Source organism: Skermanella aerolata KACC 11604 (assembly GCF_000936425.1).
Lineage (GTDB): Bacteria > Pseudomonadota > Alphaproteobacteria > Azospirillales > Azospirillaceae > Skermanella > Skermanella aerolata.
In genome coordinates this window covers 50064-72871 of record NZ_AVFK01000034.1, presented here as the reverse complement: position 1 = coordinate 72871, position 22808 = coordinate 50064, and the positions used below count along the sequence as shown (strand labels likewise).

The following is a 22808-nucleotide window of genomic DNA, read 5'->3' as shown; positions in this document are numbered from 1 at the left end:
TCGCCGTCGCCTGACTGCTCAAAACCCGCCAATACCGTGAGCAATTACACAAAAGGAGCACGTAAGGAACGCGTAAGGAATGTGTAAGGAAAAATATTATTCTTGTTCCTTACGTGAAAAGGAACAGATGACCACTGAGCAAAATACTCCAACCTTGATGGGACTTAAGCCATGACCGCCGCGCGCAAGCCTACTGCTTCCGAGATAGAGCGCCTGAGAAAAATCGAGGAAGAGCATATCGCCAGAGAGAAGGCAAGAGACCTGATTCGGAAAAAGAATAAAGATCGGCTGGAGAAGATGCGCCAGGAGAAGGCCAAGCTCGGCTTAGCCAAAAGCTACATCTACATGCCGGAAAAGCTCGGCCCTGCCATGCGCGAGGCATGTGCTCCGCTGGAAACCATGGACCATGAAAAGGTTAAAAACATCATTCAGGCGATCGCCGTTTTGACAGGTGGCGGCACCGGCGTGTTCATGCCCACCAAACCCGGCGAGACTATCCGTTCGGTCAACGCCATGCTTATCGATCCGAATGAGATGGAGTTGTTTGCCGCATGGAAGAAATCGCAGGAGTTCATCAGCGACGATGCGGATTACAAGCCGACTTATAAACCGGGCGCCCCGGATGCGGACCTCATTGCCAACCTTAACAAAAACTCGCCAGAGAATCTCTGATCATGAATACCACCGTAGCAGGCAAGCCAGGGAGGGGCAGAAACAGGCACCGCAAGCGCGCGATATTCTTCATATCCGCCGGCGGAACGGGGAAGTCGTATTTGGTTAGAGCCCTTCTTGGGCGTCATCGTCGCGAAGGTCGCTCTAGCGGCGCATTCGATTGCGATGGCGGCAATGGTTCTCTTGTTCAAGTCTACGGCGAGCGTTACCCTGACGGTGTAATAAGGACCGAACAGGATCCCCTCAGAGGCGTTATGCCGCTCGATATCCTTCACCCTGCTCAGCGCAAGTTCATCTACGAAGCTCCAATGACGGGTGCCAGCGTCCTGTTGTTTGACATCCCTGGTGGCCAGATGGGCCGGCTGTTGGACTCGATCAGCAACGAGGGCGCTACTCGAGGAGAAGGATTCGTTCGACACTTCGAACAGTACGGATACGCAGTCACTTTCGTCGTCGCCATCACGAATCACGAGAAGAGCGTCATCTCCCTTGGCGAAGTGCTGGACATGTTTGGCGACATGGTTGATTACGTCGCCGTGAAAAATCTGTTTTTCGAGCAGTACCCAGGCGACTTTGCCCTGTGGGACGGTGGAGTGATAGGCGGGGAGAAAGTTGGAGGCAACAAGAAGGCTGTGCTTCTGAAGAGAGGCGGCAAGGTCATTTCGATGCCGGCGCTCTCCCAGCATGTCGTTGCAATACTTCAGGCGCTTCATCTCCGGTTCGAGGACGCGCGCCGGGATGCCAGGCTCCGCCTGCTGGACAGGTCAAGGGTCATTCAGTGGATGGACAGACTGGACGCGCAGTTCGATCAGGCCGGCGACTATCTCGGCCTTTCATACAACAAGAAGTAAGAGATAGACGCAGGGGAGATCATCATGGCAGACATCGATCAGGGCAGGTTGGACCTGTTCAAGCACTACACCAGGGGTATGCCCGAGGCCCGCGTATCCGAGATTTGGCAGATGTGCCTGAACATGGGACTGTCGCCCGACGACCCCATGCACGTGTTTCTGGCCATGCTGGGATGGATCAGGGAAGCGGCAGAGGACGTGCCACAATCCATCAGAGACGCCGCAGAGCGAGCCAGGGCGGATCTGCAGGACCTTTCCGGTTTTTCCGAAATCAGGGAGGCTATCGCCTCGCTGCGCGACGCCGTACTGGGCAACAAGGTGGAGGCGGAACACTCCGGATCCGTTCTCGCCGCCATGGCCGAATTGAGTTCGGACCTCGCCGCGAATACGGCCGTCATAGAAAAGTTCGCTGCCGCCTCGACGGCGTTTGCCGCCACGATCGACCGAAAAGACGCGGAAATCGCCGCTCTGCGGGTTAGGCTAAGCGAGGCGGAAATCAGGAATAAAAACCTTGCCGACGCTGGACAGCAGGCACGGCTTCCCGCCTCTCCGCAACCCCATCAGCAAATCCAAACCGCTCGAGCTCACCCTTCTCAACTTCAGCAGGGTCGCCATCAGCAGTCTCAGCAGCCCCGCCCTCAGGTTCCGCAGGCTCTTCCTAAGGAGCAGCCCAAGCCTTCACTGTTAGAGCGCCTGCTGAAGCGGGACGCCCTGATCGGGATGGGTGCCGCCATGGCCGTCGCGGCTGTCGTCTTCTTCACCGGCATTCACTTCGGCGGAGTCGCCGGCGCAAACGAGAAGGCTGCCCTGTCGTGGGCCGATGCGAACGACATGAGAGGCGCGCTGGCGAATTGCCGGCAGAAGGTGGCGTCCGGCAGCATCTGCCCGATCAACCTGGTCGTTCCGTAGCAGGCGGGTCACGCCGCCGTGCTGGAATCAACATGCAGGATTTCAGGCGTCGGTAAATATAGATAAAATGTCATATTGTTTTCGCTCCCGCCCCAAGGTAGAATCACCGGAGTTTTCCAGTTTTTTACGGTGACTTCATGCGGCCTTCCCGCTGTTCGCTGCTCCTGATCCTCCTTGCCGGCGCCTGCACCTCCTACACGCCTCCCGAGATCAACAAAAACTACAAGCTCCATTTGCCGGCCGGCACGACGTTCTCCCCGGTGGTCGAGCTGCTCGAGACCGACAAGACGAAGCCTATCGTCCCCTATCCCGGTACGAAGGAGCAGAAATCGGCGTTCTATCAGGCGTGCCTGCGGGAGGCGCGCAAGGACCTGGTGGCGCCGATGGAGTCCCAGATATTCGCCAAGAGGGTCTCCCGAGGAGGCTCCGTCCGTATGTGTATCCAGACCAGGACGCGTGGCGGCGGCTTCGGCAAGGTACTGGCCGGCTGCGGCTTCGACGCCAGCGGCAAACTGGACAGGAGCCGCAAGGTTCTCACCGTTGCCGAGGAAGAGGGCTACCCATACTGTGAGCAGACCATCGCCGGCGACGAACCGGACTGATGCCGTTTCCCGATCCTCCTTCATCTCGACTGGCTGGCGGCCTTGATGACGCCGCAAAGATATTTGGAGGCGCCGCCCGAAGTCCGTATCTCAACAGGGACAATGCCTTCGTGTCTCGCCGCCGCGTGCTTACTGACGCCCAGATCACTTCCCTGTCTGCCCTCCCGGTGGCTGAAGCTGACCTGATCCGCCACTACACGTTGGATCCAGGAGACATTGCGGTGATCGCCAGCCGTCACCGATCCTACAACCGTTTGGGTTTTGCCCTTCAACTCTGCGCCTTGCGCCATTACGGCAGGTTGATCAGGCCCGGTGAGCAGCTTGATATCGATCCCCGTGAATTGGCCGGTTATGCGACCCGTGCCCCGACCCGATACGATCATTTCGCCGTCCTGCAGGCTATCTTCGGGTTCCGACGCTTCAGCCAGCCAGATCATCGCACACTGTCGGTGTCCCTTTTCCTTTACGATTTCAAAATTGCCTTTACGACTTCACTGACCCGGTTCAAGCGTCAAGGATTTTAGGCATTCATACCTCCTCAACCAACCTCATTTGCCAAGCGGTTTCCGCCGGTTCCCACTCCCCTGGTCAGCGGGCGTGACGAGGCCAAACCGCTTGGCGCGGTCGAGCAGCGCCTTGACCGACGAGGCCGACCAGCTCGTGCCGCCCCGCGGGGCGCGGATGCGCATCTCCTCCAGGCGCGACGCTATGGCGCGCAGACTCAGGTCCGGATCGGCGCCTTTGATGCCGGCGATCACCAGCAGGATGTCGTCCTTGGGCGGCCTGCGCGGCGCGGGCTCGATCAGGACCGGCTCAGCCAATCCCTCTGACACGAGACGGCGGACCGCCCGCGACAGCCGGTCCGCCGTCCAGGGACGGTCGGGCGAGCCGAGCCGGCCCAGCGCCCGGGCCACCTTGCCCCACGAATTCGCCGGCCGCATCGCGCGCACCCTGGGCATCCAGGCGTCCATGGTCGCCAGCAGCTCCGCCATGTATTGCCGGTCGCGCAGGGCCGAGAGCTTGCGGATCGCCTCCGGGTCGCGTCGGCGTAGGCCAGGATTGCCCCCCACCCGGCCCCGCGCCTTGGCCGCCCGCAGGCCTGCCTTGGTGCGCTCCCGAATCAGGGCGCGCTCCAGCTCGGCTGCGGCGCCGAGCACCTGGAGGGCGAACTTGCCCTGTGGCGTCGAGGTGTCGATCGGGTCGCGCAGCGACTTGAAGTGTCCGCCCACCGCCTCGACCCGCTCGATCACCTCGAGCAGGTGGACCAGCGAGCGGGCCAGCCGGTCGATCCGGGCGACCACCAGGATGTCACCGCGCCCGATCCGGGCCACCGCCCGGGCCAGTTCGGGACGCGCCCGGTTGGCGCCCGACGCCTTCTCCTCGAAGATGACCTGACAGCCGGCGGCCCGGAGGTCGTCGAGCTGGCTGAAGGTCGCCTGGTCCTCGGTCGAGACGCGGGCGTAGCCGATCAGAGCCACTTTATTTGTCCAAACGCGGTGGAAGTCGCCCCTTTGTACACTTTCATGCGTCATCGGGAAACGATCGTTTGGCGACCTGTACAATGTGTTTGAACAGGTAGATCGGTGCGCCGTTACCGCCGATTTGCCAGGACATGATAATCAGCATCGACCCGCGACACGCAGTTAGGCGTCACTCAAATCAGATCAGCATTGCAGGAAGCTATGGCGGCGGTAGAGAATCCTGGGAGATATGAAAGGTCGAATGAACGGATCGGTGGCGTCGGAAAGACAGTCTGCTCACCGGATATTCAAGCCGCCAGTCTCATAAACCTTTGCTCCGTCTCAAAAACCCAGGTTCCAACGGCATTACGCGACCGATTTAGCTGTGAGTCTCAGTAACCTATGTCGCCAAACATCTCCTAGCAGAAGCAGAAATTCTACTGATCTCGGTAAAAAAAGTCTACTGGTTTAGATCATGTATGTGCTCGTCCATACCGCTTTCTATTGATCTCGGTAAACCGACAGCGGTCCAAGCCGTTCTTGAAGTGTCCCAACGCGGAACCGCCGCGTTATTCCACCGTCTGACGTCTGATAACCTGGATTATGGGACGCCAGGCCATAACAGGCACCGAAGGCCGGAGTTTAATGCTGCTAAAATTCCGATCTGTCTATCTAAGTAGCTGTTTTATATGGAAAATAAGTCATACCTGATACCGCGTGGCTGATTTTGGCCGCTTCCGGTGCACCAACTGGGCCGGGCGGCTGACTCGGTAGAACCTCTCGACGGATTGATCACCTGTAAACCAATATCTGAATATCAATTTCAACTGGAAAAAGGTGGTCCGCTATCTTCAACCCAAAAGAGGTACACCTTATCTTTCGAAAGTAAATTCCAAATGGAAAAGGGTAGATCTTCATGACCGAAGAAATTATGACCGACGAAGCCATGATCGCCGAAATCATCGCCGCCGTCCGCGACGGCCGTTACCGGGTCTCCAAGGTCTGGGATCAAGATTATGACGAGTCCGAGCGGACCGATACCCAGTGTAAACACTTCGGTTCTCGCAGCATCTATACAGCCCTGTCTTGCTGGGTCCGCGTATCGCTTGAGGCAAGAGGGCTGCCGGACCTGGAAATCGCCCTGGTGGTCGATGCCGCATTTCAGAAAGATGAAGGCAGAGTGATCGCTGAAAGAGTGTATATCGATGACTGCAATTTAACGTACTTTTTTGACGATGGATCATCGTTCTGGGAAAATGTCTGGATCGATGGGATGGATGAGCCCGAGCGTGACCTGGCACACCAATTATTCGAGGCTGTTTCCGACCATGGCTGGACCAGGCACAGATATACAAAGGCTGCCGAGGACTACGTCACCCGCCTTTGCGTTCTCGGCGATGATCGATTGAGGGAATACGAATATCTGAGTTCCCTGATCGCCGCGGTGAGCGTAAGCCTCGCACCGACCGCCACCACCCAGATCGAGCGCGTGACCGCCGTGGCCCGGGCCTTGAACCGACCCGTGGGGACGGTCCACAAGTGGGCCAAGCGCCTGTCCGCTCCGAAGGGAAGGACGTATTCCGTCGTTCGCGATCAGCTGAAGGCGCTGATCGCCTGACTGCGTCCGTTTGAATTACCCAACAGGTAACGGCACGCCCGGGACCAGATCTGGCGTGGGCATCCCTGCCGTGCCATAGTGACTGTCGGGCTGTCGTGAGGCGCAGGGACGGACATGAGACAGGGTTCTGCCGCGGGTCGTGCCATACTTCATGCTGTCGGTACAGATCGTCAGCGCCTGCATGATCATCGCCATGCTCTGGTTGGGTGGCGGGCAGCTCCAGCTGATCCGGGCCGACCCGGGGCTGATTGGGCAAGATCTCGATCAGATGTCGGGCACCTTCGACAGGATGAACTCCAACCTCGACAGGATGGACGCCAACTTCGACGGGATGAACGCCAGCCTGGACAGGATGATCGCCAGCGCGGACAGGATGGGCGACAGCCTGGACGGGATCAACGCGGACCTTGGCGGGATCAAAGCCAACCAGGACAGGATGAACGACAAACTGGACAGGTTGTTGAATGACCTCGCGATTCGGGATCGACGTGAATAGGCGAGATCGGTGACAGTGAGATTGGCGTGAGGGATGATCGGCTAGACCCACGACCGGCCGCCGCCGGGATAGCGCCCTGCCCGGCCAACTAAGCCCTTCATTTTCCAGAATTCACATTATACAACATACTTATACTTTATGGTGAGTTCTAAACTGAAGTGCGACTTTTGTTGTTTTGCAATGGTTTGGACATCGAGGGCTGGCATGGGACTGCACTACTCGCACATCGATCTGGCGGAGCGCCGTCAGATCCAGGATCTGGTCGCCGCCGGTGTTCCGGTGGCCGTGATCGCCCGCCGTCTGGGGCGACATCGCTCGACGGTTCATCGGGAGATTGGACGCAATTTCCACCACACGAGCTTCCGCGACCGATGGGGCAAGGACTACCGCGGGTACTATTGTTTGCCGGCCGACGACAGTGCACGGCGGCGCCGGGGCCATCAGGCCAAGCTGACCCGGCGAGGAAACCTGCGCGAGCATGTGGTTGCGAAACTGCGGTCCGGCTGGTCGCCGCAGCAGATCGCGGGTCGGCTCAAGCATGTGTCGAACGGACTTGGGACGGTGTCGCACGAAACGATCTATCAGTTCGTTTATGGCCCGGAGGGCCGGCGTGGCCGGTTGTTCGAGATGCTGGCCTTGGCCCGGCGCCGACGGCGGCAGCGGTTCGGCCGAAAGCCGCGCCGTGGCCCGTTTCCCACCGAGCGTGGCATTGAACGGCGGCCGGTGGAGGTGGCGAACCGTGACGTGTTCGGGCACTGGGAAGGAGATCTGGTCATCTTTGCCCGCACCACCGGAACAGTCAACCTGACGACGCTGGTCGAGCGGCAAAGCCGTTATCTGATTTTGCTCTCCAACCCGGATCGACGGTCCTTGCCGGTCATGGGGCGGATCGAGGTGGCACTGGGCACCTTGCCGTCGGCGGCGCGCAGGACCGTGACCTTCGATCGCGATACCGAGTTCGCCGCCTGGCGCACATTGCAGGCCGCAGAAAGCTACTTCTGCGATCCTCACAGTCCCTGGCAGAAAGGCGGTGTGGAGAACGCCAACGGACGCATCCGACGGCACCTGCCCCTCACCAGCGCGGCCGAGCAACGCTCATCGGCTGCGCTGGCGAACGTTGCCGAACGGCTCAACACAACTCCACGCCGCTGTCTGGGCTACCGAACTCCGGCCGAGGTCTTCGCCTCGAAGCTCGCCTCCCTACCTGCCCCACGGTAGGTTGACGCCAGCCCTGTTGCACTTCGCCTTGAATGTAAGATGTACCTCGCCCTATGGGGCGGATTCCCCGTCAGGAAGACCGGACCGGCGACGCTCCGAGAAAGGCTCGGGTCCGGCTCCGCCCTGCCCCGCAGCATATGTCATGTTGACAGACGCCGCGCCGCCCCGGTCTACCCCCGGTCGTGATACTCGTTTGACGGAACGCGGGCGGACCATGATGCGGTTCATCGAACAGCAGCCGAAATTCGACCTTGGCGGCTGGACCTCGTACCGGAGCGCCGAGGTCCAGGCCGATGCCGCGATATGGGCGGCCGAGATCGGGGCCGCGGCTACGCTCAGGTCGGCCGAGATGGTCTTGGAAGCGTCCCGCGAGGCGATGAACATGGGATACAGGGGGGCTCTGGTGGCGGCCGACATGACGATCCTGGCGGCGGTCATTGCCTACATGGACGCCATCGCGTCCGACCGGCACCAGACCCGCCTTGAGAAAGCGCGCTTTGATGCGTCGGTCGCCAGTTATCGGCAAATGCAGCGGAACCTTGTCATGAATTATTCCGATCGTCTGGGGTATTTCGGGGAGTTCATCCGTCTCGATGACTACGACGAAACAAGCAACATGCACTTGGAACTGACGAAGCTGTCCATGGATTTCATAGGAACGGTGCAGGTCCCGAGGGAGTGGTGGCCGACGGACTGGCGAGACCATGCCCTGCTCGGACAGGAGTTTTCGGATCGCGTGTCGGAAACACGAAACGCCATTTACGACCTTCTCAATGAACTCGGGACATACCAGATAGCACTGCTCAAGGATCAGCCCGATATGGTAGCCGCCGAGGGGCTCCTGCATCTCATGACCGAGGACCACGAGGTATACAATCGCCACGGCCTGCCCCTTCACGAGTACCACAAGGTCTACGACCGGAGCATCCAAGATGCTTGGCGCTCGGCCGAGGGCGCCCTGGACCGGCTGGCCGGCATCCTCAAGCTCGCTCCCCGAAGATTTGGCCGGATTTTTCGATAAGAAGACCCAAGCCCCCGACGGGTCGCCTGATTTACCCGGTTTTGACATTTCGCCTGTCTGATCCTCACGCTGGGAAAAGGACGATGGCACGTCCGGGAACTATCGGAAAGGTCGGAACATGACGGGCTTTGTTTGGTTTGAGAGCGAGGCGGCAATGGCTGGGCGCGCTCCCGCTTTCAGGGCTGGAAAGAAAATCCTGCCCGACTAGCACGGAATGGAGGAGATGCCGGATTGCCAGAACACGGTAAGATTGTTGGCAAAAAACCGCCCGCGACCAATGGCCGGCGGACGGTTCATCGACATTGCGCTGAAGAGAGCCGGCACGTCTCTTCGCCAGCAAGCATTAGCAAGTATAACCAAGTATAACCAAGTATAACCGCAGGGTATGTTCGAACCCCCGCCATGTCACGTAGCACCTCTGGCATGATTCGGATCAGGTCCGACTTGTATGCGATCTTCTCGGCAGCCGTTTCAGAATCTGGGTCGGTGATGGTGGATATTCCTTTGGGCGAAAATGCTCAGCGACTGCCAGGCGCCAGTACCGTGAACTGGATTTACTGGCAATATGGTGCGCTATTCGAAACCAGTCTCAGGTGGCGTGACAGTCACGTCTGCCCAGAAATCGTCGAAGGAATGATGACGGATGCCTGCTCATGTTCCAGTTCAACCACCATTTTGCCGGCCTTGGCTGGTGATGACGAGAAGTTGTCTCCCAAGCGCAATGCAGTGCCTGCTTCAGCGACTTCGATTTTCCGGCCCCGCACAACCTCGACCGGAGGATCCAAGCCTTTCAGGCCGGTGCTGAGCCATTGCAGCATCTCTCCGCGGCGGATCGCGGTGCTGTAGACGATATCCAGCAATCCGTCACCGGGATCGGCCTTCCGCGCCAGCGGCAAGACCGGGCCGACATAGCCGATGTTCATGATCTCGAAGATCAGGTAGTCACCTGAAAGATCATGTCCATCCACGGAAACATCGAAATGGTGACACTCCTCCTCGATCAGTTTCGTCGCGAACTCCTTCCTACAGGACCGCAACTGCTCGTCGCCCGCGGTTCCGGCGGCATTGATATCCGCCATAGCCTGCACGAGAAGACCAAGACCGACGCCTTCGACGAAGCGGTGCCTGCCCCAGGCACCCGTCGCCACGCCGATATCAACTGCCATCGGATGTCCGGTTTTCAGGCCTGCGATGATCTGCCGCGCTGAACCGTAGACCCCAAGCGATCGCGCGATGTTATTAGCGGTGCCCTGAGGCAGGACAGCGACCGGTATGCCGCAGCCTGGCATCTGGGTCAGGATCGAGGATACTGTCCCGTCGCCGCCCACCGCGACGACGAGGTCTGGTTTGTCGTGGAGAGCTTCAGAAAGATCGATCTCACTGATCAGGCGGCAGGTCGGTTCGATACCCTCCTGGCGGAACATCGACCTCAGATCATCCTGTGACGGACCGTCATTGGCGGCGGAGGGACTGCAGACCAGAAGTACGCGCATACACAAAGTAACCTTTATCATTCGCTGGATTGTGACGTCGGCTGCTGTACGTGGCCGATTACGCCCCAACCCCAAAAGTTGTGACAAAAAGCCATCGCGCGGCATAACCACCCGATTTCAGTCCCTCAACAGTCGGGATGGCAATTTGCGCATAACGAACTGCATTTGCCTTAACCAACAGGTCTATCGGGTGAGTTCGGTTCCGCAGCCCATCTCTCTGAACCAAGTTTAGGGGTATCCAAGGACTCTTTCCTGTCCAAAAGAGGGCTTTCCAATGTAACCGGGGTGACAATCGACCCGGAACTCTTCCGATACCTTCCAGTGAGCCAGCCGACTGACTTCGTTGGGCGTCCTGATGATCACGGCCATCTCTCACCAAAATCACTCCGGTTTGCAAGAGACCCTAGTATGTACGCGAGGCGCTGAATACAACCACAAGAATCGAAGCTGTCTTCTTTCTGAGCGGGGTAAGGTCGTTTTGAACGGAGTGCTGTTCAGGAAAGTCCCCGGTACCATGAACTTCGGAACATGGTCGCTGATAGCCAGGAAAGATGCTGGAAATCTCAGCCGTGTGACGCCCTTCATAGCAATTCCGGCCCTCAGGCCGCACAATGTTTTCGTCATCTAATGGATGGCTCCTCCCCAACGAATTCCCTCGCCGCCCGGAACGATCCGGGCGGCTCTTTTTCTGCAGGGTCTATTTGTCGAAAACGGCCTGGAGGGCTTCAGGGGTTGAGGCCTTAGGCAGGGCAAGCATCGTCAGAACCCGGGCCTTGTCGGGTGTCAGGTCGTCCGCGAACACGGCACCCAGCTTCTTGGTGGTGGCGCCGCCGCCCTTGAAGCCGTACACCGGCAGTGCTCGCCCGTTGTAGACCTTGGTTGCGATGACGACCATCACGCCTTTCTCGCGGGCAAAGGCTATCGCGTCGTACATGGCGTCGTTCAGATTGCCCCAGCCGTAGGCCTCGATCACGATTGCCTTGGACCCCGTGTCGGCGGCATGCCTGACGTAGCGGCCATCGCTGCCGGCCTGCATCGCGATCAGATCGACCCGCGGCAGTTGCTCGGGCAGATCCAGGTGCTGGCGCCTCAGCGGCGCCCGGGAGAATACCACGCGATCCTCATCGACATATCCCAGGTAGCCCATATCCCCCGAGTTGAATGTCTGGACGTTGCTGGTGTGGGTCTTGCGGGCATCGCGGGCGGCATTGATGTAGTTGTTCATCGTGATGGTGACGCCCAGCGCGCCGGCGCCCTGTGTCGTCACCTGCCGAGCGGCATTCAGAAGGTTCCTGGGACCATCGGTGTCCCAGTCGGAGGCGTTTCGCTGGGCGCCGACGGCGACGACGGGTTTGTCGCTCCTGACGGCCAGATCGAGAAAGTAGGCCGTCTGATCCAGGGTGTCCGTCCCGTGCGATATGATGGCGCCGGCAATGGCGGGATCGGCCAGGACTTCATCGACCTTTCTGGCCAGCCCGGGCCAAAGGTCTGGTCCCATGTAGTCGCTCGGGACATTGCTGAACTCGATCACCTTCACATTGGCGATTTCCTTCAGCTTGGGAACCGCAGCAATCAGGTCCTCGCCGGACAGAGCAGGAACCGGCGCGTTTGTCGCCGGATCGATCTTCATGGCGATGGTGCCGCCTGTGGCGATGATGGCGATGGTCGGCAGATCCGCGGCAACTGCTTCACCGGAACAGACGGTCACGGACATGACAGCCGCCGTGATGAAGGATGCAAAGCCGCTTCTCAGGCAGTGGCTTTCAGTAAATTTGGACATGATGCATTTCCATTTTTTGTTTCCCCGACAGATCAACAGGGCGAGATGCGGAATACGCACCGGTCGCAAGTGGCGAGGCTGCTGTATGGCATAACTGCCCTTCAAGAGCTCTGCGGCAGCACCCTCCCTCGTTCGCGCGGGACGCGCCACAGATACCAGGACGCAACCGTCCGGTACGGCGACCATGCCTTGCCGATCTCGCGCAGATCCCTGGGCTTGAGCTGCTCGCCAAGACCCTTCAGCAGGCGGTAGCTTTCGCGGACGCCGAAGTCGTCCACCGGCAGGATGTCGGGGCGCTCCAGCGAGTACATCAGCAGCATTCCCACCGTCCAGCGCCCGATCCCCTTGATGGCGGTGATGCGCCGGATGAGATCCTCGTCGTCCATCCCGGCGGCAGCCGCACGCGACGGCACGAGGCCGGAAAGCGAGCCTTCGGAGATCGCCTTGATCGTCGCGATCTTGCTGCCGGAGAAGCCGCAGGCGCGCAGAGCGTCGAACTCAGCGACGATGATCTGTTCCAGTGTCGGGAAGGACGAGCCCGGGCGGAGCGCTTTCAGCCGGGCGATGATCGCATCGCCCGCCTTTGCCGTCAGCTGCTGATAGGCGATCGCCCGGACCAGAGCCTCATAGGGCTCTCGCGCGGCTTTTGGGTCATGCGTGCAGGGGCCGACCAGATCGACGAGGCAAGCCCAGTCCTCATCCACGTTTCGCAGGAATTCCGCCGCCTGTGCATAGCGTGGTTTATGGCTCATAGCTGGGGTCATAAGGATGGCCTTCCGTCTTTGCGCAAAACAGCCTTGTTCCCAGAAAAGGAGCCGCTCCAGAACTGAATCCGATAGCAGATGATGCACTCCAGCCCAAGGAGTGAACGCCCAGGGAGTGGCGAAGGCCGGTGGGCAAGACCATCTTGCCAATGGAGAACTACGTCGTGCCCTTTTCGCGCATGATCGGCCGTGATCATAAAACGAGAACACCTGATGATAAACGATCCGTTCGCCGACCTGTCCGATCCCAGCCAACCGTCCCACCTCAGGATGGGGGATGGTGCGTTGCTTCTGCGGGGTTATGCCCTGCCGGTCGAAGATGAGCTTCTGGGTGCCATAACTGAAATCGCGGCGCAATCCCCCTTCCGCAACATGGTCACCCCGGGAGGCTACGCCATGTCCGTGGCTATGACCAACTGTGGCGCCGCCGGCTGGGTGACGGACCGGAGCGGCTATCGCTATGACCCGGTCGATCCTGAAACGCGGCGCCCCTGGCCCGCGATGCCCGACAGTTTTTCCCGGCTCGCGACCGAGGCGGCCGCCGAAGCAGGCTATCCCGGCTTTCGACCGGATGCTTGCCTGATCAACCGCTACACACCGGGAACCCGGCTGTCGCTCCATCAGGACAAGGACGAGCGTGACTTCGCCAAGCCCATCGTCTCAGTGTCTCTCGGCCTGCCGGCAACGTTCCAGTTCGGCGGCTCGAAGCGAAGCGATCCGGTTGTCACATATCCCCTTCGTCATGGCGACGTCGCGGTTTGGGGCGGACCGTCGCGCCTTTTCTTTCATGGGATTCCAGCGCTGAAGGACGGCGAGCACCCAAAGACCGGCCGCATGCGCCTCAATCTGACATTCCGGGGCGCTCTCTGATCGATGTGTATGCCGCGGATGGTGCAGCAGACAGCGGAGCCACGAAAATTGGTGTCCCTGAGCTGGAAATCTGAATAGTCCTGAGCCGCTGCCCAGGTCTGGTTTTGCCAGATAGCTGGCCATGCCTCACAAATCTGCGCTTATCGGTTTTTCATACTATGTTTATGATCATTCTCGTAATGGGGTTTGTGGTTGTCACCCTGGCCGCCGGAAAGATGGCCTTGCCGGAGGGCGGCGGCTACGCGGTGTCATTCAAATCCTTGAACGGCATCATGCTCGGGGTTGGATACTTTGCCAATCCTCATCCCGGTATATTGCTGTCCATCTGGATTCTGGTGCTTGTTGTATTGGTTATCGGGGCCATGCGAAAGCTTTAACGCATTGCAGGATTAGTTCAAGCGCAGCCGGCCCTGGCGCGGATTCGGGATTCCCAAACCTATCTTTGCAGAGCTCGCACCAGAGGCTTGGCGACCCTGGTGCGAGCCTCCGATGCCTCAGACTACCAGGCCATTGCCGGCATTTAGATCGTTAACGCCAACACCAATCAGGGTGGCGAGCAGGACGCCTTGAGCGGTGCTTCCTCCATCCGCATCGAACCGGATCTGCGTTGAAGCACCGACCTGGGCCAGTTGGACCTGATCCGCCGCAGCATCGCCGCCGGTGAACAGCGGCCGGAGATCGATCAGGTCCTCGCCCGGCTTGAAGTCGTGGATGGTGTCACCGCCGTCGCTCGCGGTGGCATAAACGAACATGTCGCCTCCGGCGCCGCCCCGGAGGTCATCGGCACCACCGCCACCGGTGATGATGTCGCGGCCGGCTTCGCCGCGGATGAAGTTCCTGGCGTCGTTGCCGAGGATGCGGTTGTCCAGGTCGTTGCCGGTCATCCACGAGGTGTAGGTGCCGCGCTGCTCCAGGTTCTCGACATTGGCCGCCAGCGCGTAGCGACTGGCCCAGCTGATGACGGTATCGATGCCATAACCTGCGCGTTCGATGACGGTGTCGCCGCGCAGGCTGTCCACCACGTAGATGTCGTCCCCGGGACCGCCATCCATGACGTCGATGCCGCCCTTGCCATCGAACTTCTGGTGCAGGTAGAAGGAATTGTCGGTGCTGATCATGGTATCGGCACCCTCCCCGCCATGCCTGGCATATTCCCAGCGTATGCTGGACGGCAGGTCGAACGGCCGTGGTCCGGAAGCTCCGGTGCAGCCGCTCAGATCGAACTCCTCAGCCCTGAAGCTGGCGATCGTCCGGTCGAAGAAGGTCAGATGTTCGCCATTCCCAAGGTCGAGGATGACGTCGGTAGTCGGCCGTCCCACCATGTCGAGCGTGGGCTCCTCGCGCATGGCGGAGACGACGGCGCTGAAATCGGCAAAGTCGTAGCCGTTGAGCTGCATCTTATCGGGCCCATAGTTGCCGCCCTGACGCCAGGGTTCGACATTGAAGTCCACCAGCGAGTCATTGCCGTTGCCGGCGGAAACGATGAACAGGTCGTGGCCGTTGTTGCCCCACAGCAGATCGTCACCCTTGCCGCCATCGATGATATCGTCATCGCGTGATAAAATGATGGCATTGTCGCCACTGCTGCCGATCAGATTGACGGCGCCCCAGACATTGACGTAGGTGAGCTCAACATTCTCGGGCAGCTGGTAGGGCGTTGCGCTTCGGGCTTCGCCGGTTGGGGCGTTCAGCCAGAACATGTCGGTGCCCTCACCGGGCGCCTCCACCGCCTGCTGATCCAGGGTTACTCTATAAACGTCGTCGCCTTTGCCGAGCGCGACGGTGGAGATGGAATCATTGCCATCGAACTGATCGCGACCGTCCGTTCCTGTCGCTTCTGTCGTTCTATTGATGGGCATGGAACTGTCCATCATGGGCCAAGTTTTACGCGAGTAGTCGCTCATCTCAACCTCGTGAAATAGGATGATCACGCCGACCATGTCACACGCGATGCGTAAAGTATTTCTAAATACTAGGACGTGTGAGACTTGATGAACTGTCAGCCATAGGATCCTCGACCGTTCCTATCGCGCTGAGTCTGCTGGCGATAGCGCAGGGTCTTCAACCGTTGATCTTCGGTCTGGTCCAGGTGCTGAAAGTCCGTCAGGAACTGCTCGACTGATACGGCGTCAGCGATGCGGGCCTTGACCTGCTGATCCGACCTTTCCGTATGCTCAGCCGGCTCAGAAACAAAACGGGACTACGGGAATGAGCGGGATCGCCATCGGCGGGATCATCGGCGAAATCGTCTCCGGCGTTGGCGGCGCGATGCGGGAGCGGGGACAGGGATGTCCCGTGGACACGATGCTGGCCTGCACCATGGCAAAGGGAGATCAGGGCGACAAGTCGTTCATGCGATCCCAAGCAGCGCCCGGGCGTCTGGAGAGAACTGGACCGCGATGTATCCCCCATAACATGCCAGAAGTGCCGCACCTTCCCAGCGGGTGACGCGCCAGCCGGTGGTTTCGAACGCCACCAAGAGCAGGGCGGTGGCGACCATTATCCAGATGTCGAAATGGATGATCCCGATCGGGATGGAGATTTGCACACTGGTGACGTCTGGACCCTGAAGCACGCAGGCGGCACCGAGACCTTCAAGCTGGTCGGCGTCACGGAACTGGCCGCCGGCGACACACAGTTCGTCTGAGCGGCGGTCAAAAGCGGGGCGCGCCTGGGATCATGAGGTCCCCGACGCGCCCCGCATCGCGATCAGGGCCGTCATACGCTTGACCGTCGGCCAAGCGGTGCTCGATAATGCCAAGCGCGAGCATCCCTCGGCGCCAGCCTGGCTGTTCCGGTGGTCGGAAGCTAACCAGCTGTGGTTCATGGCTTTCCGCTGCCTGCGTGCCAGATGCAGGGCAGAGGGCGCGCTAGTAGCTGGCCACAACCTTCCGGCGCGACGCAAGCTTCATCCTGGGGCCGACGGTGCGTCAGACGCTGATGCGGCGGCCTGTCCACCCGCTTCTCTTCCGGAGGAGTATCTCTGACCGACCGTATGTTTCAGCGACTGGGGGGACAAAAGCCCGGGAAGCGGCAAGTGCCGCGATGCCGATCATCGCAGCAGCGATAAGGACATGGAGCCGGGGAGTATCAATGCCCTTTTTAGACGTCGTTATTTCAGCGCTGATTGAAATTACTGTACAAAGGTGCCGCAGCTTGCGTGACGTGGTCAGTCAGCATCGTCTGAAAATCTCATCCGGATATCGGGTCATCCGCGAGGCATCGATTCGCCGAACTCGCAGACCAGGACGTCCTGCCGGTGGCGCACCTCCGGCAACAGGGATGTTCCAAGGCCCGGTGCGACGGGCGCCTGCACCATACCGTTCACGATCACCGGAAGATCGGTGACGAGGTCGCGGTACCATGTGGCCAGCGGTGCCCGCACGACCTCCTGGAAGATTGCGGTCGGTGCATGCAGGGCAAGTTGCAGGCCGGCCATCAGTGTGACTGGTCCGGTGCAGTCGTGCGGCGCCAGCGGTCTGGCATGCGCTTCGGCCAGGGCGGCGATCTTCCGGCCCTCCGTCAACCCGCCGCACCAGGCAAGGTCGAGCATAATGACATCGGCCGCGTCAGCCTCCAGCAACTGACGAAACGACACGGCGCCGCCCAGCGTCTCGCTGCCGCAGATCGGCACGCGCGTCCGGCGGCGCAGGTCGGCCAACGCCCTGGTGTCGCTCATCTTTGCGATCGGGTCCTCGACCCAGAAGATGCTGAGATCCTCGAGCGCCTGGCAGATCCGGAGAGCGGCATTGGCGCTCCACAGGCTGTGCAACTCGCACATGATGTCGATCCGGTCGCCGACCGCGGCGCGGATCCGGCGGAACGGCTCCAGTCCGGCGTTCAGATCAGACAGGCTTATCATCTGACCGCCCGAGGCTTCGGCGTAGATGTCGAGCGGCCAGATCTTCATGGCCGTGAAGCCCTCCGACAGAAGGCTCTCGGCCAAGCCGCCCGCATCGCGCATGAAGGCGACCTGATCGTCATAGGGGCCGACCACCGTGTCGGTCGCGCAATTCTCCCGCCGTCCAACGCCGCCGGTATTATAGGCGTAGCCGGCGCAGGTGTTGTAGGCGCGGATCTCCGTGCGCATCGCTCCTCCCAGAGCCTCATGCACCGGGATCCCGTGACGCTTTCCCGCGAGATCCCAGAGCGCCAGATCGATGGCGCTTGCGGCGCGCATCTCGGCTCCAGTGCAGTGAAATCCCAGATATGGCGTCATCAGGTAGCGCGATACTGCTTCGATGCGACGGGAGACGCGGCCGATCAGCCAGGGTGCAATCTGCTCGTGGATCACCGCTTCGACAGCCTGGACACCGCGAAAGGACTCTCCCAGCCCGATCAGTCTTTCATCCGTCTCGATCTCTACCCAGATGAGGTTCGGTCGCTCCGCGATGCGGATCGTACGGACGCATTGCACCTTCGACATTCCGGTCATTCGCTTTCAATGGTGTCAGGGCATTGTCAGGGGAACTGGGCCGGCGCGCAAAGACTCTGAATTTTGGACGATCCTCACGCAGCGTCGCATACCCTCGGCAACCGCTATCAAAGGTCTGAACCAGGGGGCGTGACGGGACATAACCGCTGCCAGCGCCCGGATTTCTAAGCGACCGCAGTATGGAGCGCTGAGGGCTTCCCGCCCGGCAATGAGTCAGCCTTGCGTCATACTGGATTTGAGCGATTTGGGCGGGCGGCCGCGCCGGCGCGGAGCATCCGGTGCGGGAAGGGGCCGGTCGTCCAGAAGGCCCTGCGCGACAGCCTGGGCCAGCAGATTCTGCACCGAGGACGCCGACCACTGGGTTTCGCCGCGTGGCGTGCGGCAGTGCAGCCCTTCGAGGTGGCGGGCGATGTTGGCCAGGGTTGGTGGCTTCAGCGTCCTGACCGCCATGGCGACCAGTGTTACCAGGTCGTCGGTGTCGCGGCGGCGCGGGGTGCGTTCCAGAACGTTCCCGTCCACGAAGCCGTCGCGGACCAGTCGGCGCACGGCACGCGCCAGGGCCGGACCGGTCCAGCGACCACCATCCGGGCGGCGCGCCCCTGCCCTGTCGAGGCTGCGGGCCACGGTTTCCCAGGGATAGGCCGGACGCATTTCCCGAACGTGACGGAGGATGTCGTCGGCGACCCGCAGCACGTCGGCGTCGCGCCGGGCATCGCGGGCGCTATGAACAGCACGCACGGCCGCGTCCAAGCGAAGCCGGAGGCCTGGGTTGCCGCCGATGCGGCCACGCTCCCGGGCGGCCTTCAGGCCAGCCCTGGTGCGTTCCCGGATCAGTGCGCGCTCGAACTCGGCGACGGCACCGAGGATCTGCAAGGTGAAGCGGCCTTGCGGGCTGGTGGTGTCGATCGGGTCGCCGAGCGAACGGAACCCCGCCCCCCGGGCATCGAGCGTCTCGATGATCTCGAGCAGGTGGGCGAGCGAGCGGGCCAGCCGGTCGATGCGGACCACGACCAGGACATCGCCTCCAACGCAGCGCTCGATGGCGCGCTTCAGCTCCGGGCGCGACCGGTCGCCGCCGGAACCGTGTTCGCGGTGAATGACAGCGCAGCCGGCGGTCCTCAGTGCGTCGATCTGCGGGTCGGTCGTCTGCTCGTCGGTGGACACGCGGGCGTAACCGATCAGCGCCATGATGGAAGTCTCCGGTGATGTGAGCTTTTCGAACAGGAAAAGCCCCCTGTCAGGCTATTTTACCAAACTGGCAGCTGTCAGCAAATGGCTGTTTGGTAAAATACCTAAGCGTCACGGCGGTGGTGATGGCGGGTGTACCCCTGCTGCCGGTGGGGACTGGCCGATTGGGACGAGATGAACCGCGAGGGCGTTTCGGCGTCAGGACGCGGCGGAATGTCGGGCAACGGTCAGGTCCCTGGCTGGGCCACGTCCTGAGGCTCTCTTCTTGAAAAAAAAGCTTGTTTTCCAACAACGTGCGGTGATGCCCCACATCCGGATGGCGAGCTTTTCGTATGAACGGCCCAAAGATTTCGCATGATCCGGGCTTCAAAATGGGGCGTGACAGGGTGCTCAACCCACCAGAATCTGCCTTTTCACACGAACTACCCGGCAACGACACCCGGCAGGTTCCTGTGATCGCTCGTTATCGGAACTTGTAACACGACGCATCTTAAATACCGAGCTTTCATATTATTCCGCATATAGTTTGAATTAATCGGCCAAGCTATTGAAATCTTAGAAATTTTACCAATCTTTGGGCCAGGTGCTATCCCGGCAGCCGTCGGAGGACCGAGCAGTTGAGCTTCTCAACAAGATACAGACTTCGGCGAAACGTCCCAACATCTGGATCCATGCGCCGCCACCGCATATCGGCGGAACCCACGACCTCTGGGACTACCTGCGCGACCAGCGGGAAGGCTTCGAGCTGCAGGACGGTCATCTGTTCCCGCTGTGGCCCCTCAGCGCCTTCCAAGCGCGGATGATCGCCAGGGTCTGCGGGCTGATCAGCCGCTGCCTAAAAGAGATCGATGGGCCGCACCGCCTCGGCGTCTCGGTCACTGCCCGGCCCTACGCCGAAAACACCTGCCTCATCGTCGATCTCGCGGTCACAACCGATCCGGACTGGTTTCACACCACCCAGCCCCCGCTGGTCCTGGCGATCGAGGTCCTGAGCGGCGAGCCCGGCGAGGATTCAATGGCGATCGGCCGCCGGCTGCTCCATGTCAGCTCATTGAAGGAATTCGTCGTCCTGCACGCCGACCTGCCGTTGGCCGCGTTCTGGCGGACCGGAACGCGCCATTCGATGCTGGGTGGCCCGGCCGATCATCCGGAATTCGGGACGGGAATCCTGAATCTCAGCAGCATCGGCCTGGATCTCGATATCGGGTCGATCTACCGGAGCGAGCGGGCCGGAGCGCCGATATGATGCGGAAAACGCCGACGTGATACATCGATCTTGCCGAGGAAATGCTCTCGTATATCGAGGAGCGCGACGCCCTGATCGGGCCGGTGGAAGAGCCGATCGACGACCGCGCTGTCGCGAGCAGGATGCGGAAGCGCGGCCACACGGAAGCGGAGATCGTCGAGCTTCTGGGCTACAGCCCATCGCCGATCCTGCCGAGGATCAGGCCGGCTCCGCCCCGGGGCCGCTGCGATACGCCGAAGCCGTGACCGGCATCAGCGGAGCGATGCGTGCTTGCGCTCGAACGCGCCCTGGGTCATGAAATTCATGTCGTGGCGCCATTCTTTGACGTCGAACCTTAGAGCCGCATTGCGGTCCTGCGACCGCTCGGCGCTCGAAGCGGGACGCGTGTTCGTCATTTCCCAATTGATCGACCCCATGATGTCACCCTGCCCGACTGGTTGAAACGCCACCCTACACCCCAGATGCTCAAGCTTTTCGACATTTTCAAGGATTTTTGAAATAAGGCAAGAAAAAATGCTTTCCGTTTTCCAGGAAAGGCCCAGGACCCCGATCGAATCAGCCTAAAGTATACCGGATCCGAGTCGCGCCCGAATGGGAAGATGCAAGCCGGTACCAGTCGCCTGTCCATCCGACCAAGCCATTGAAATCATGGTATCAATCCAGGCCGCGTTTCCTTTTCGGTTTTGCCAAGCCACTCTTCTCGGGCGATACACGAGGGAACTGTCATGGCCGGCACCAACCTTGACGATTAAGAGACTCCCGACCGGATCCTGCGCTACCCGGGATTCCGCATAACCTGCCAGGCCGGCCGCTTTCCGGTTTGGGAGCGTCCCGGCACCGGCGGCTGCATCATCTGGATCAGCGACGAGACCGGCGGCGGCCTTGGAAGCCATCGACGACGGGCGCATTCCCCGGCACGTCGAGGCCGGCCAGGAGAACTTCGGCGATTTCGGCCATCTCAGGCGCTCGCGCCCTGCCCTGCGGCTGGTCCGGTCCGGCGACTGATACGGGGATTCAGGAACCCGGCCGGTCAGATCCTCGTGTCGCCGCCCTCTTCCCAGCCGCAGTCGGCGATCCGCCGCTCGTGCCGCCGCCGGAGCCAGGCTTGGTAGCGCCACCAGATCCGCTCGGAATGATAGACGTACCAGCCGAAGAAGACGACCAGCGGACCGAACGAACCGGTTAGGAGCGCCGCCACCAGCGGCTCGTTGCCCAGGACTATGGGGACAAAGAGGAATGTCGATAAGATGCCGACATTTTCGAGCACGCCCAGCACCACCGCCAGCGGAATGGCGTGGCGCTTCATGAACTCGACATATTGCTGATCCGTCATTCCGGTCCTTTCCCTCACCCGGTTGGTCCCGCACCCAGGATGATCCGATCGGGAGCGCCGATTAAGGCCTATCGCCACCTATCCCCCGGGCGCCGTCCCAGCGCCTGACCTAACATCGGACCCCTTGGTTCTCCGGGGTCCTAACGCACCTAACGCACCTAACGCACCTAACGCACCCAAAAACCTATAGAAAATAAAAAATATGAGAAGCCGGATTCAGACGGCCATAAGGGAGACCCATAAATTCATATTTTTTATACACGACTCCTAAGGGATAGCGTTAGGATCGTTACATACTATACATCTACTTCATGAATATGTATATATAATAAGGGCTTAGGGGTCTGTTGGGCATGTAACGGTCCATGTAACGCTCCATGTAACGCTGCTCCGGACCGATAGGTTTTTTCGATTCATCGCAGGTCGTTCCGTCCTGGACCTGGCCTTGTCGGCAAAATTCGACCAGGCCAAAGATAAATACAAATAATCGCCGCTACCGGCATTGACGGTTTCAGGACTATTGCGTATCTGCCGGATGATAGACCAGCGTCACCTCATCCATCGGACAATCGCCATGTGGACGAACGGCCCCTAATCCCTTTCGGTTGATCTTACGGGCGGGGCGAATACAGGTGCCGCCGACCCCTTCGTGCTCGGCAGCCTGACATTTGCCGCCAGATCGGGTCCGGCCGACGTCGTCGTCGAGATCAGCCTGGCCGATCTCGAGGCGTTCCTCGTGGGTGCGGCACCCTGCTACGCGGTCATGCGCCTCGACGGCCTCAGCCGTCCAGGCGGCGGCGGCCGACATCGCGGATGACAGGTCGGCCGTGCTGCACCGACTTGGCGCCATGC

The 22808-nt window shown here is 60.4% G+C and carries 25 protein-coding genes and 1 pseudogene; 15 read left to right on the top strand and 11 right to left on the bottom strand.

All coding sequences use genetic code 11. The features are described from left to right. Positions 1-171 precede the first annotated feature (171 nt). The 5 genes and pseudogenes from N826_RS29480 to N826_RS43495 all read left to right on the top strand — a co-directional run. Positions 172-672: a hypothetical protein gene (locus tag N826_RS29480; protein WP_044434821.1), complete on the top strand. Its 501-nt coding sequence runs from the start codon at positions 172-174 to the stop codon at positions 670-672. A gap of 2 nt (positions 673-674) precedes the next feature. Beyond that, positions 675-1523, top strand: coding sequence for an ATP-binding protein (locus N826_RS29475; RefSeq protein ID WP_147041011.1), 849 nt, complete (start codon positions 675-677; stop codon positions 1521-1523). Positions 1524-1547: 24 nt separating this feature from the next. Further along, the gene (locus tag N826_RS29470; RefSeq protein ID WP_044434817.1) at positions 1548-2432 is read left to right on the top strand and encodes a hypothetical protein; all 885 of its coding nucleotides are present in this window, start codon (positions 1548-1550) and stop codon (positions 2430-2432) included. 137 nt (positions 2433-2569) lie between these two features. Then, positions 2570-3034 carry a hypothetical protein gene (locus tag N826_RS29465; protein WP_044434815.1) on the top strand — a complete coding sequence of 155 codons (465 nt, stop codon included), beginning with the start codon at positions 2570-2572 and terminating at the stop codon, positions 3032-3034. 110 nt (positions 3035-3144) lie between these two features. Further along, positions 3145-3534, top strand: a pseudogene (locus tag N826_RS43495) (DUF4158 domain-containing protein); the annotation flags it as partial. A gap of 48 nt (positions 3535-3582) precedes the next feature. Here the strand turns inward: N826_RS43495 and N826_RS29455 are convergent. Next, positions 3583-4512: a recombinase family protein gene (locus N826_RS29455; RefSeq protein WP_244619696.1), complete on the bottom strand. Its 930-nt coding sequence runs from the start codon at positions 4510-4512 to the stop codon at positions 3583-3585. An 898-nt stretch (positions 4513-5410) separates the two neighbouring features. Between N826_RS29455 and N826_RS29450 the strand changes: the two genes are divergently transcribed. From N826_RS29450 to N826_RS29435, 4 genes are all read left to right on the top strand, one after another. Further along, complete coding sequence (locus N826_RS29450) at positions 5411-6112, top strand: hypothetical protein (RefSeq protein ID WP_044434809.1); 702 nt, start codon at positions 5411-5413, stop codon at positions 6110-6112. Between the two features lie 181 nt (positions 6113-6293). Continuing rightward, positions 6294-6608: a hypothetical protein gene (locus N826_RS29445; protein ID WP_169789434.1), complete on the top strand. Its 315-nt coding sequence runs from the start codon at positions 6294-6296 to the stop codon at positions 6606-6608. Between the two features lie 204 nt (positions 6609-6812). After that, positions 6813-7826, top strand: a complete 1014-nt coding sequence (locus N826_RS29440; RefSeq protein ID WP_044434805.1) for an IS30 family transposase — start codon at positions 6813-6815, stop codon at positions 7824-7826. A gap of 214 nt (positions 7827-8040) precedes the next feature. Further along, a complete protein-coding gene (locus N826_RS29435) occupies positions 8041-8847 on the top strand; it encodes a hypothetical protein (RefSeq protein ID WP_044434803.1) in 807 nt (268 codons plus the stop codon). Positions 8848-9452: 605 nt separating this feature from the next. Here N826_RS29435 and N826_RS29430 read toward each other — a convergent pair. The 3 genes from N826_RS29430 to N826_RS29420 all read right to left on the bottom strand — a co-directional run bounded on the left by N826_RS29430 (position 9453) and on the right by N826_RS29420 (position 12884). Beyond that, complete coding sequence (locus N826_RS29430; protein ID WP_169789433.1) at positions 9453-10340, bottom strand: diacylglycerol/lipid kinase family protein; 888 nt, start codon at positions 10338-10340, stop codon at positions 9453-9455. Between the two features lie 697 nt (positions 10341-11037). After that, the gene (locus N826_RS29425; RefSeq protein WP_211099414.1) at positions 11038-12120 is read right to left on the bottom strand and encodes an asparaginase; all 1083 of its coding nucleotides are present in this window, start codon (positions 12118-12120) and stop codon (positions 11038-11040) included. A gap of 101 nt (positions 12121-12221) precedes the next feature. After that, positions 12222-12884, bottom strand: coding sequence for a DNA-3-methyladenine glycosylase family protein (locus tag N826_RS29420; RefSeq protein ID WP_247870473.1), 663 nt, complete (start codon positions 12882-12884; stop codon positions 12222-12224). 213 nt (positions 12885-13097) lie between these two features. Here N826_RS29420 and alkB point away from each other — a divergent pair, with 213 nt between their 5' ends. Together alkB and N826_RS29410 are read left to right on the top strand one after the other, a co-directional pair. After that, positions 13098-13754 (top strand): DNA oxidative demethylase AlkB, encoded by a 657-nt coding sequence (gene alkB / locus N826_RS29415; RefSeq protein ID WP_044434797.1) that lies wholly within the window; start codon positions 13098-13100, stop codon positions 13752-13754. 158 nt (positions 13755-13912) lie between these two features. Next, positions 13913-14131, top strand: a complete 219-nt coding sequence (locus tag N826_RS29410; RefSeq protein ID WP_044434796.1) for a hypothetical protein — start codon at positions 13913-13915, stop codon at positions 14129-14131. 117 nt (positions 14132-14248) lie between these two features. On the opposite strand, the gene N826_RS29405 is transcribed toward N826_RS29410, so the two are convergent. Further along, a complete protein-coding gene (locus tag N826_RS29405) occupies positions 14249-15694 on the bottom strand; it encodes a M10 family metallopeptidase C-terminal domain-containing protein (RefSeq protein ID WP_084721272.1) in 1446 nt (481 codons plus the stop codon). 41 nt (positions 15695-15735) lie between these two features. Between N826_RS29405 and N826_RS43490 the strand changes: the two genes are divergently transcribed. Continuing rightward, entirely contained in the window at positions 15736-15876 is a 141-nt protein-coding gene (locus N826_RS43490; RefSeq protein ID WP_157599377.1) for a hypothetical protein, read from the top strand. Between the two features lie 228 nt (positions 15877-16104). On the opposite strand, the gene N826_RS29400 is transcribed toward N826_RS43490, so the two are convergent. The 3 genes from N826_RS29400 to N826_RS29390 all read right to left on the bottom strand — a co-directional run bounded on the left by N826_RS29400 (position 16105) and on the right by N826_RS29390 (position 19377). Continuing rightward, positions 16105-16302, bottom strand: a complete 198-nt coding sequence (locus N826_RS29400) for a hypothetical protein (RefSeq protein WP_044434792.1) — start codon at positions 16300-16302, stop codon at positions 16105-16107. Positions 16303-16962: 660 nt separating this feature from the next. Next, the gene (locus N826_RS29395) at positions 16963-18180 is read right to left on the bottom strand and encodes a mandelate racemase/muconate lactonizing enzyme family protein (RefSeq protein WP_044434835.1); all 1218 of its coding nucleotides are present in this window, start codon (positions 18178-18180) and stop codon (positions 16963-16965) included. 222 nt (positions 18181-18402) lie between these two features. Then, the gene (locus N826_RS29390; protein ID WP_063772339.1) at positions 18403-19377 is read right to left on the bottom strand and encodes a recombinase family protein; all 975 of its coding nucleotides are present in this window, start codon (positions 19375-19377) and stop codon (positions 18403-18405) included. Between the two features lie 574 nt (positions 19378-19951). Between N826_RS29390 and N826_RS29385 the strand changes: the two genes are divergently transcribed. Both N826_RS29385 and N826_RS29380 read left to right on the top strand, forming a co-directional pair. After that, positions 19952-20623, top strand: coding sequence for a hypothetical protein (locus tag N826_RS29385; RefSeq protein ID WP_044434790.1), 672 nt, complete (start codon positions 19952-19954; stop codon positions 20621-20623). Positions 20624-20664: 41 nt separating this feature from the next. Further along, complete coding sequence (locus N826_RS29380) at positions 20665-20868, top strand: hypothetical protein (RefSeq protein ID WP_044434788.1); 204 nt, start codon at positions 20665-20667, stop codon at positions 20866-20868. Positions 20869-20874: 6 nt separating this feature from the next. Here the strand turns inward: N826_RS29380 and N826_RS29375 are convergent, their stop codons facing one another. Beyond that, positions 20875-21072 carry a hypothetical protein gene (locus N826_RS29375; protein ID WP_044434786.1) on the bottom strand — a complete coding sequence of 66 codons (198 nt, stop codon included), beginning with the start codon at positions 21070-21072 and terminating at the stop codon, positions 20875-20877. 433 nt (positions 21073-21505) lie between these two features. Between N826_RS29375 and N826_RS45800 the strand changes: the two genes are divergently transcribed. Then, a complete protein-coding gene (locus N826_RS45800; protein WP_280178494.1) occupies positions 21506-21628 on the top strand; it encodes a hypothetical protein in 123 nt (40 codons plus the stop codon). A gap of 25 nt (positions 21629-21653) precedes the next feature. Here the strand turns inward: N826_RS45800 and N826_RS29370 are convergent, their stop codons facing one another. Together N826_RS29370 and N826_RS43485 are read right to left on the bottom strand one after the other, a co-directional pair. Beyond that, complete coding sequence (locus N826_RS29370; RefSeq protein WP_044434785.1) at positions 21654-21956, bottom strand: hypothetical protein; 303 nt, start codon at positions 21954-21956, stop codon at positions 21654-21656. A gap of 517 nt (positions 21957-22473) precedes the next feature. Next, positions 22474-22806, bottom strand: coding sequence for a hypothetical protein (locus N826_RS43485; RefSeq protein WP_147041013.1), 333 nt, complete (start codon positions 22804-22806; stop codon positions 22474-22476). Positions 22807-22808: the final 2 nt, after the last annotated feature.

Bases quoted from the DNA above. Each gene is read 5' to 3' on its own strand.
- N826_RS29480 (WP_044434821.1), top strand. From the start codon at position 172: ATGACCGCCGCGCGCAAGCCTACTGCTTCCGAGATAGAGCGCCTGAGA.
- N826_RS29475 (WP_147041011.1), top strand. From the start codon at position 675: ATGAATACCACCGTAGCAGGCAAGCCAGGGAGGGGCAGAAACAGGCAC.
- N826_RS29470 (WP_044434817.1), top strand. From the start codon at position 1,548: ATGGCAGACATCGATCAGGGCAGGTTGGACCTGTTCAAGCACTACACC.
- N826_RS29465 (WP_044434815.1), top strand. From the start codon at position 2,570: ATGCGGCCTTCCCGCTGTTCGCTGCTCCTGATCCTCCTTGCCGGCGCC.
- N826_RS29450 (WP_044434809.1), top strand. From the start codon at position 5,411: ATGACCGAAGAAATTATGACCGACGAAGCCATGATCGCCGAAATCATC.
- N826_RS29445 (WP_169789434.1), top strand. From the start codon at position 6,294: ATGATCATCGCCATGCTCTGGTTGGGTGGCGGGCAGCTCCAGCTGATC.
- N826_RS29440 (WP_044434805.1), top strand. From the start codon at position 6,813: ATGGGACTGCACTACTCGCACATCGATCTGGCGGAGCGCCGTCAGATC.
- N826_RS29435 (WP_044434803.1), top strand. From the start codon at position 8,041: ATGATGCGGTTCATCGAACAGCAGCCGAAATTCGACCTTGGCGGCTGG.
- N826_RS29430 (WP_169789433.1), bottom strand. From the start codon at position 10,340: ATGCGCGTACTTCTGGTCTGCAGTCCCTCCGCCGCCAATGACGGTCCG.
- N826_RS29425 (WP_211099414.1), bottom strand. From the start codon at position 12,120: ATGTCCAAATTTACTGAAAGCCACTGCCTGAGAAGCGGCTTTGCATCC.
- N826_RS29420 (WP_247870473.1), bottom strand. From the start codon at position 12,884: ATGACCCCAGCTATGAGCCATAAACCACGCTATGCACAGGCGGCGGAA.
- alkB (WP_044434797.1), top strand. From the start codon at position 13,098: ATGATAAACGATCCGTTCGCCGACCTGTCCGATCCCAGCCAACCGTCC.
- N826_RS29410 (WP_044434796.1), top strand. From the start codon at position 13,913: ATGTTTATGATCATTCTCGTAATGGGGTTTGTGGTTGTCACCCTGGCC.
- N826_RS29405 (WP_084721272.1), bottom strand. From the start codon at position 15,694: ATGGTCGGCGTGATCATCCTATTTCACGAGGTTGAGATGAGCGACTAC.
- N826_RS29395 (WP_044434835.1), bottom strand. From the start codon at position 18,180: ATGTCGAAGGTGCAATGCGTCCGTACGATCCGCATCGCGGAGCGACCG.
- N826_RS29390 (WP_063772339.1), bottom strand. From the start codon at position 19,377: ATGGCGCTGATCGGTTACGCCCGCGTGTCCACCGACGAGCAGACGACC.
- N826_RS29380 (WP_044434788.1), top strand. From the start codon at position 20,665: ATGCTCTCGTATATCGAGGAGCGCGACGCCCTGATCGGGCCGGTGGAA.
- N826_RS29370 (WP_044434785.1), bottom strand. From the start codon at position 21,956: ATGACGGATCAGCAATATGTCGAGTTCATGAAGCGCCACGCCATTCCG.
- N826_RS43485 (WP_147041013.1), bottom strand. From the start codon at position 22,806: ATGGCGCCAAGTCGGTGCAGCACGGCCGACCTGTCATCCGCGATGTCG.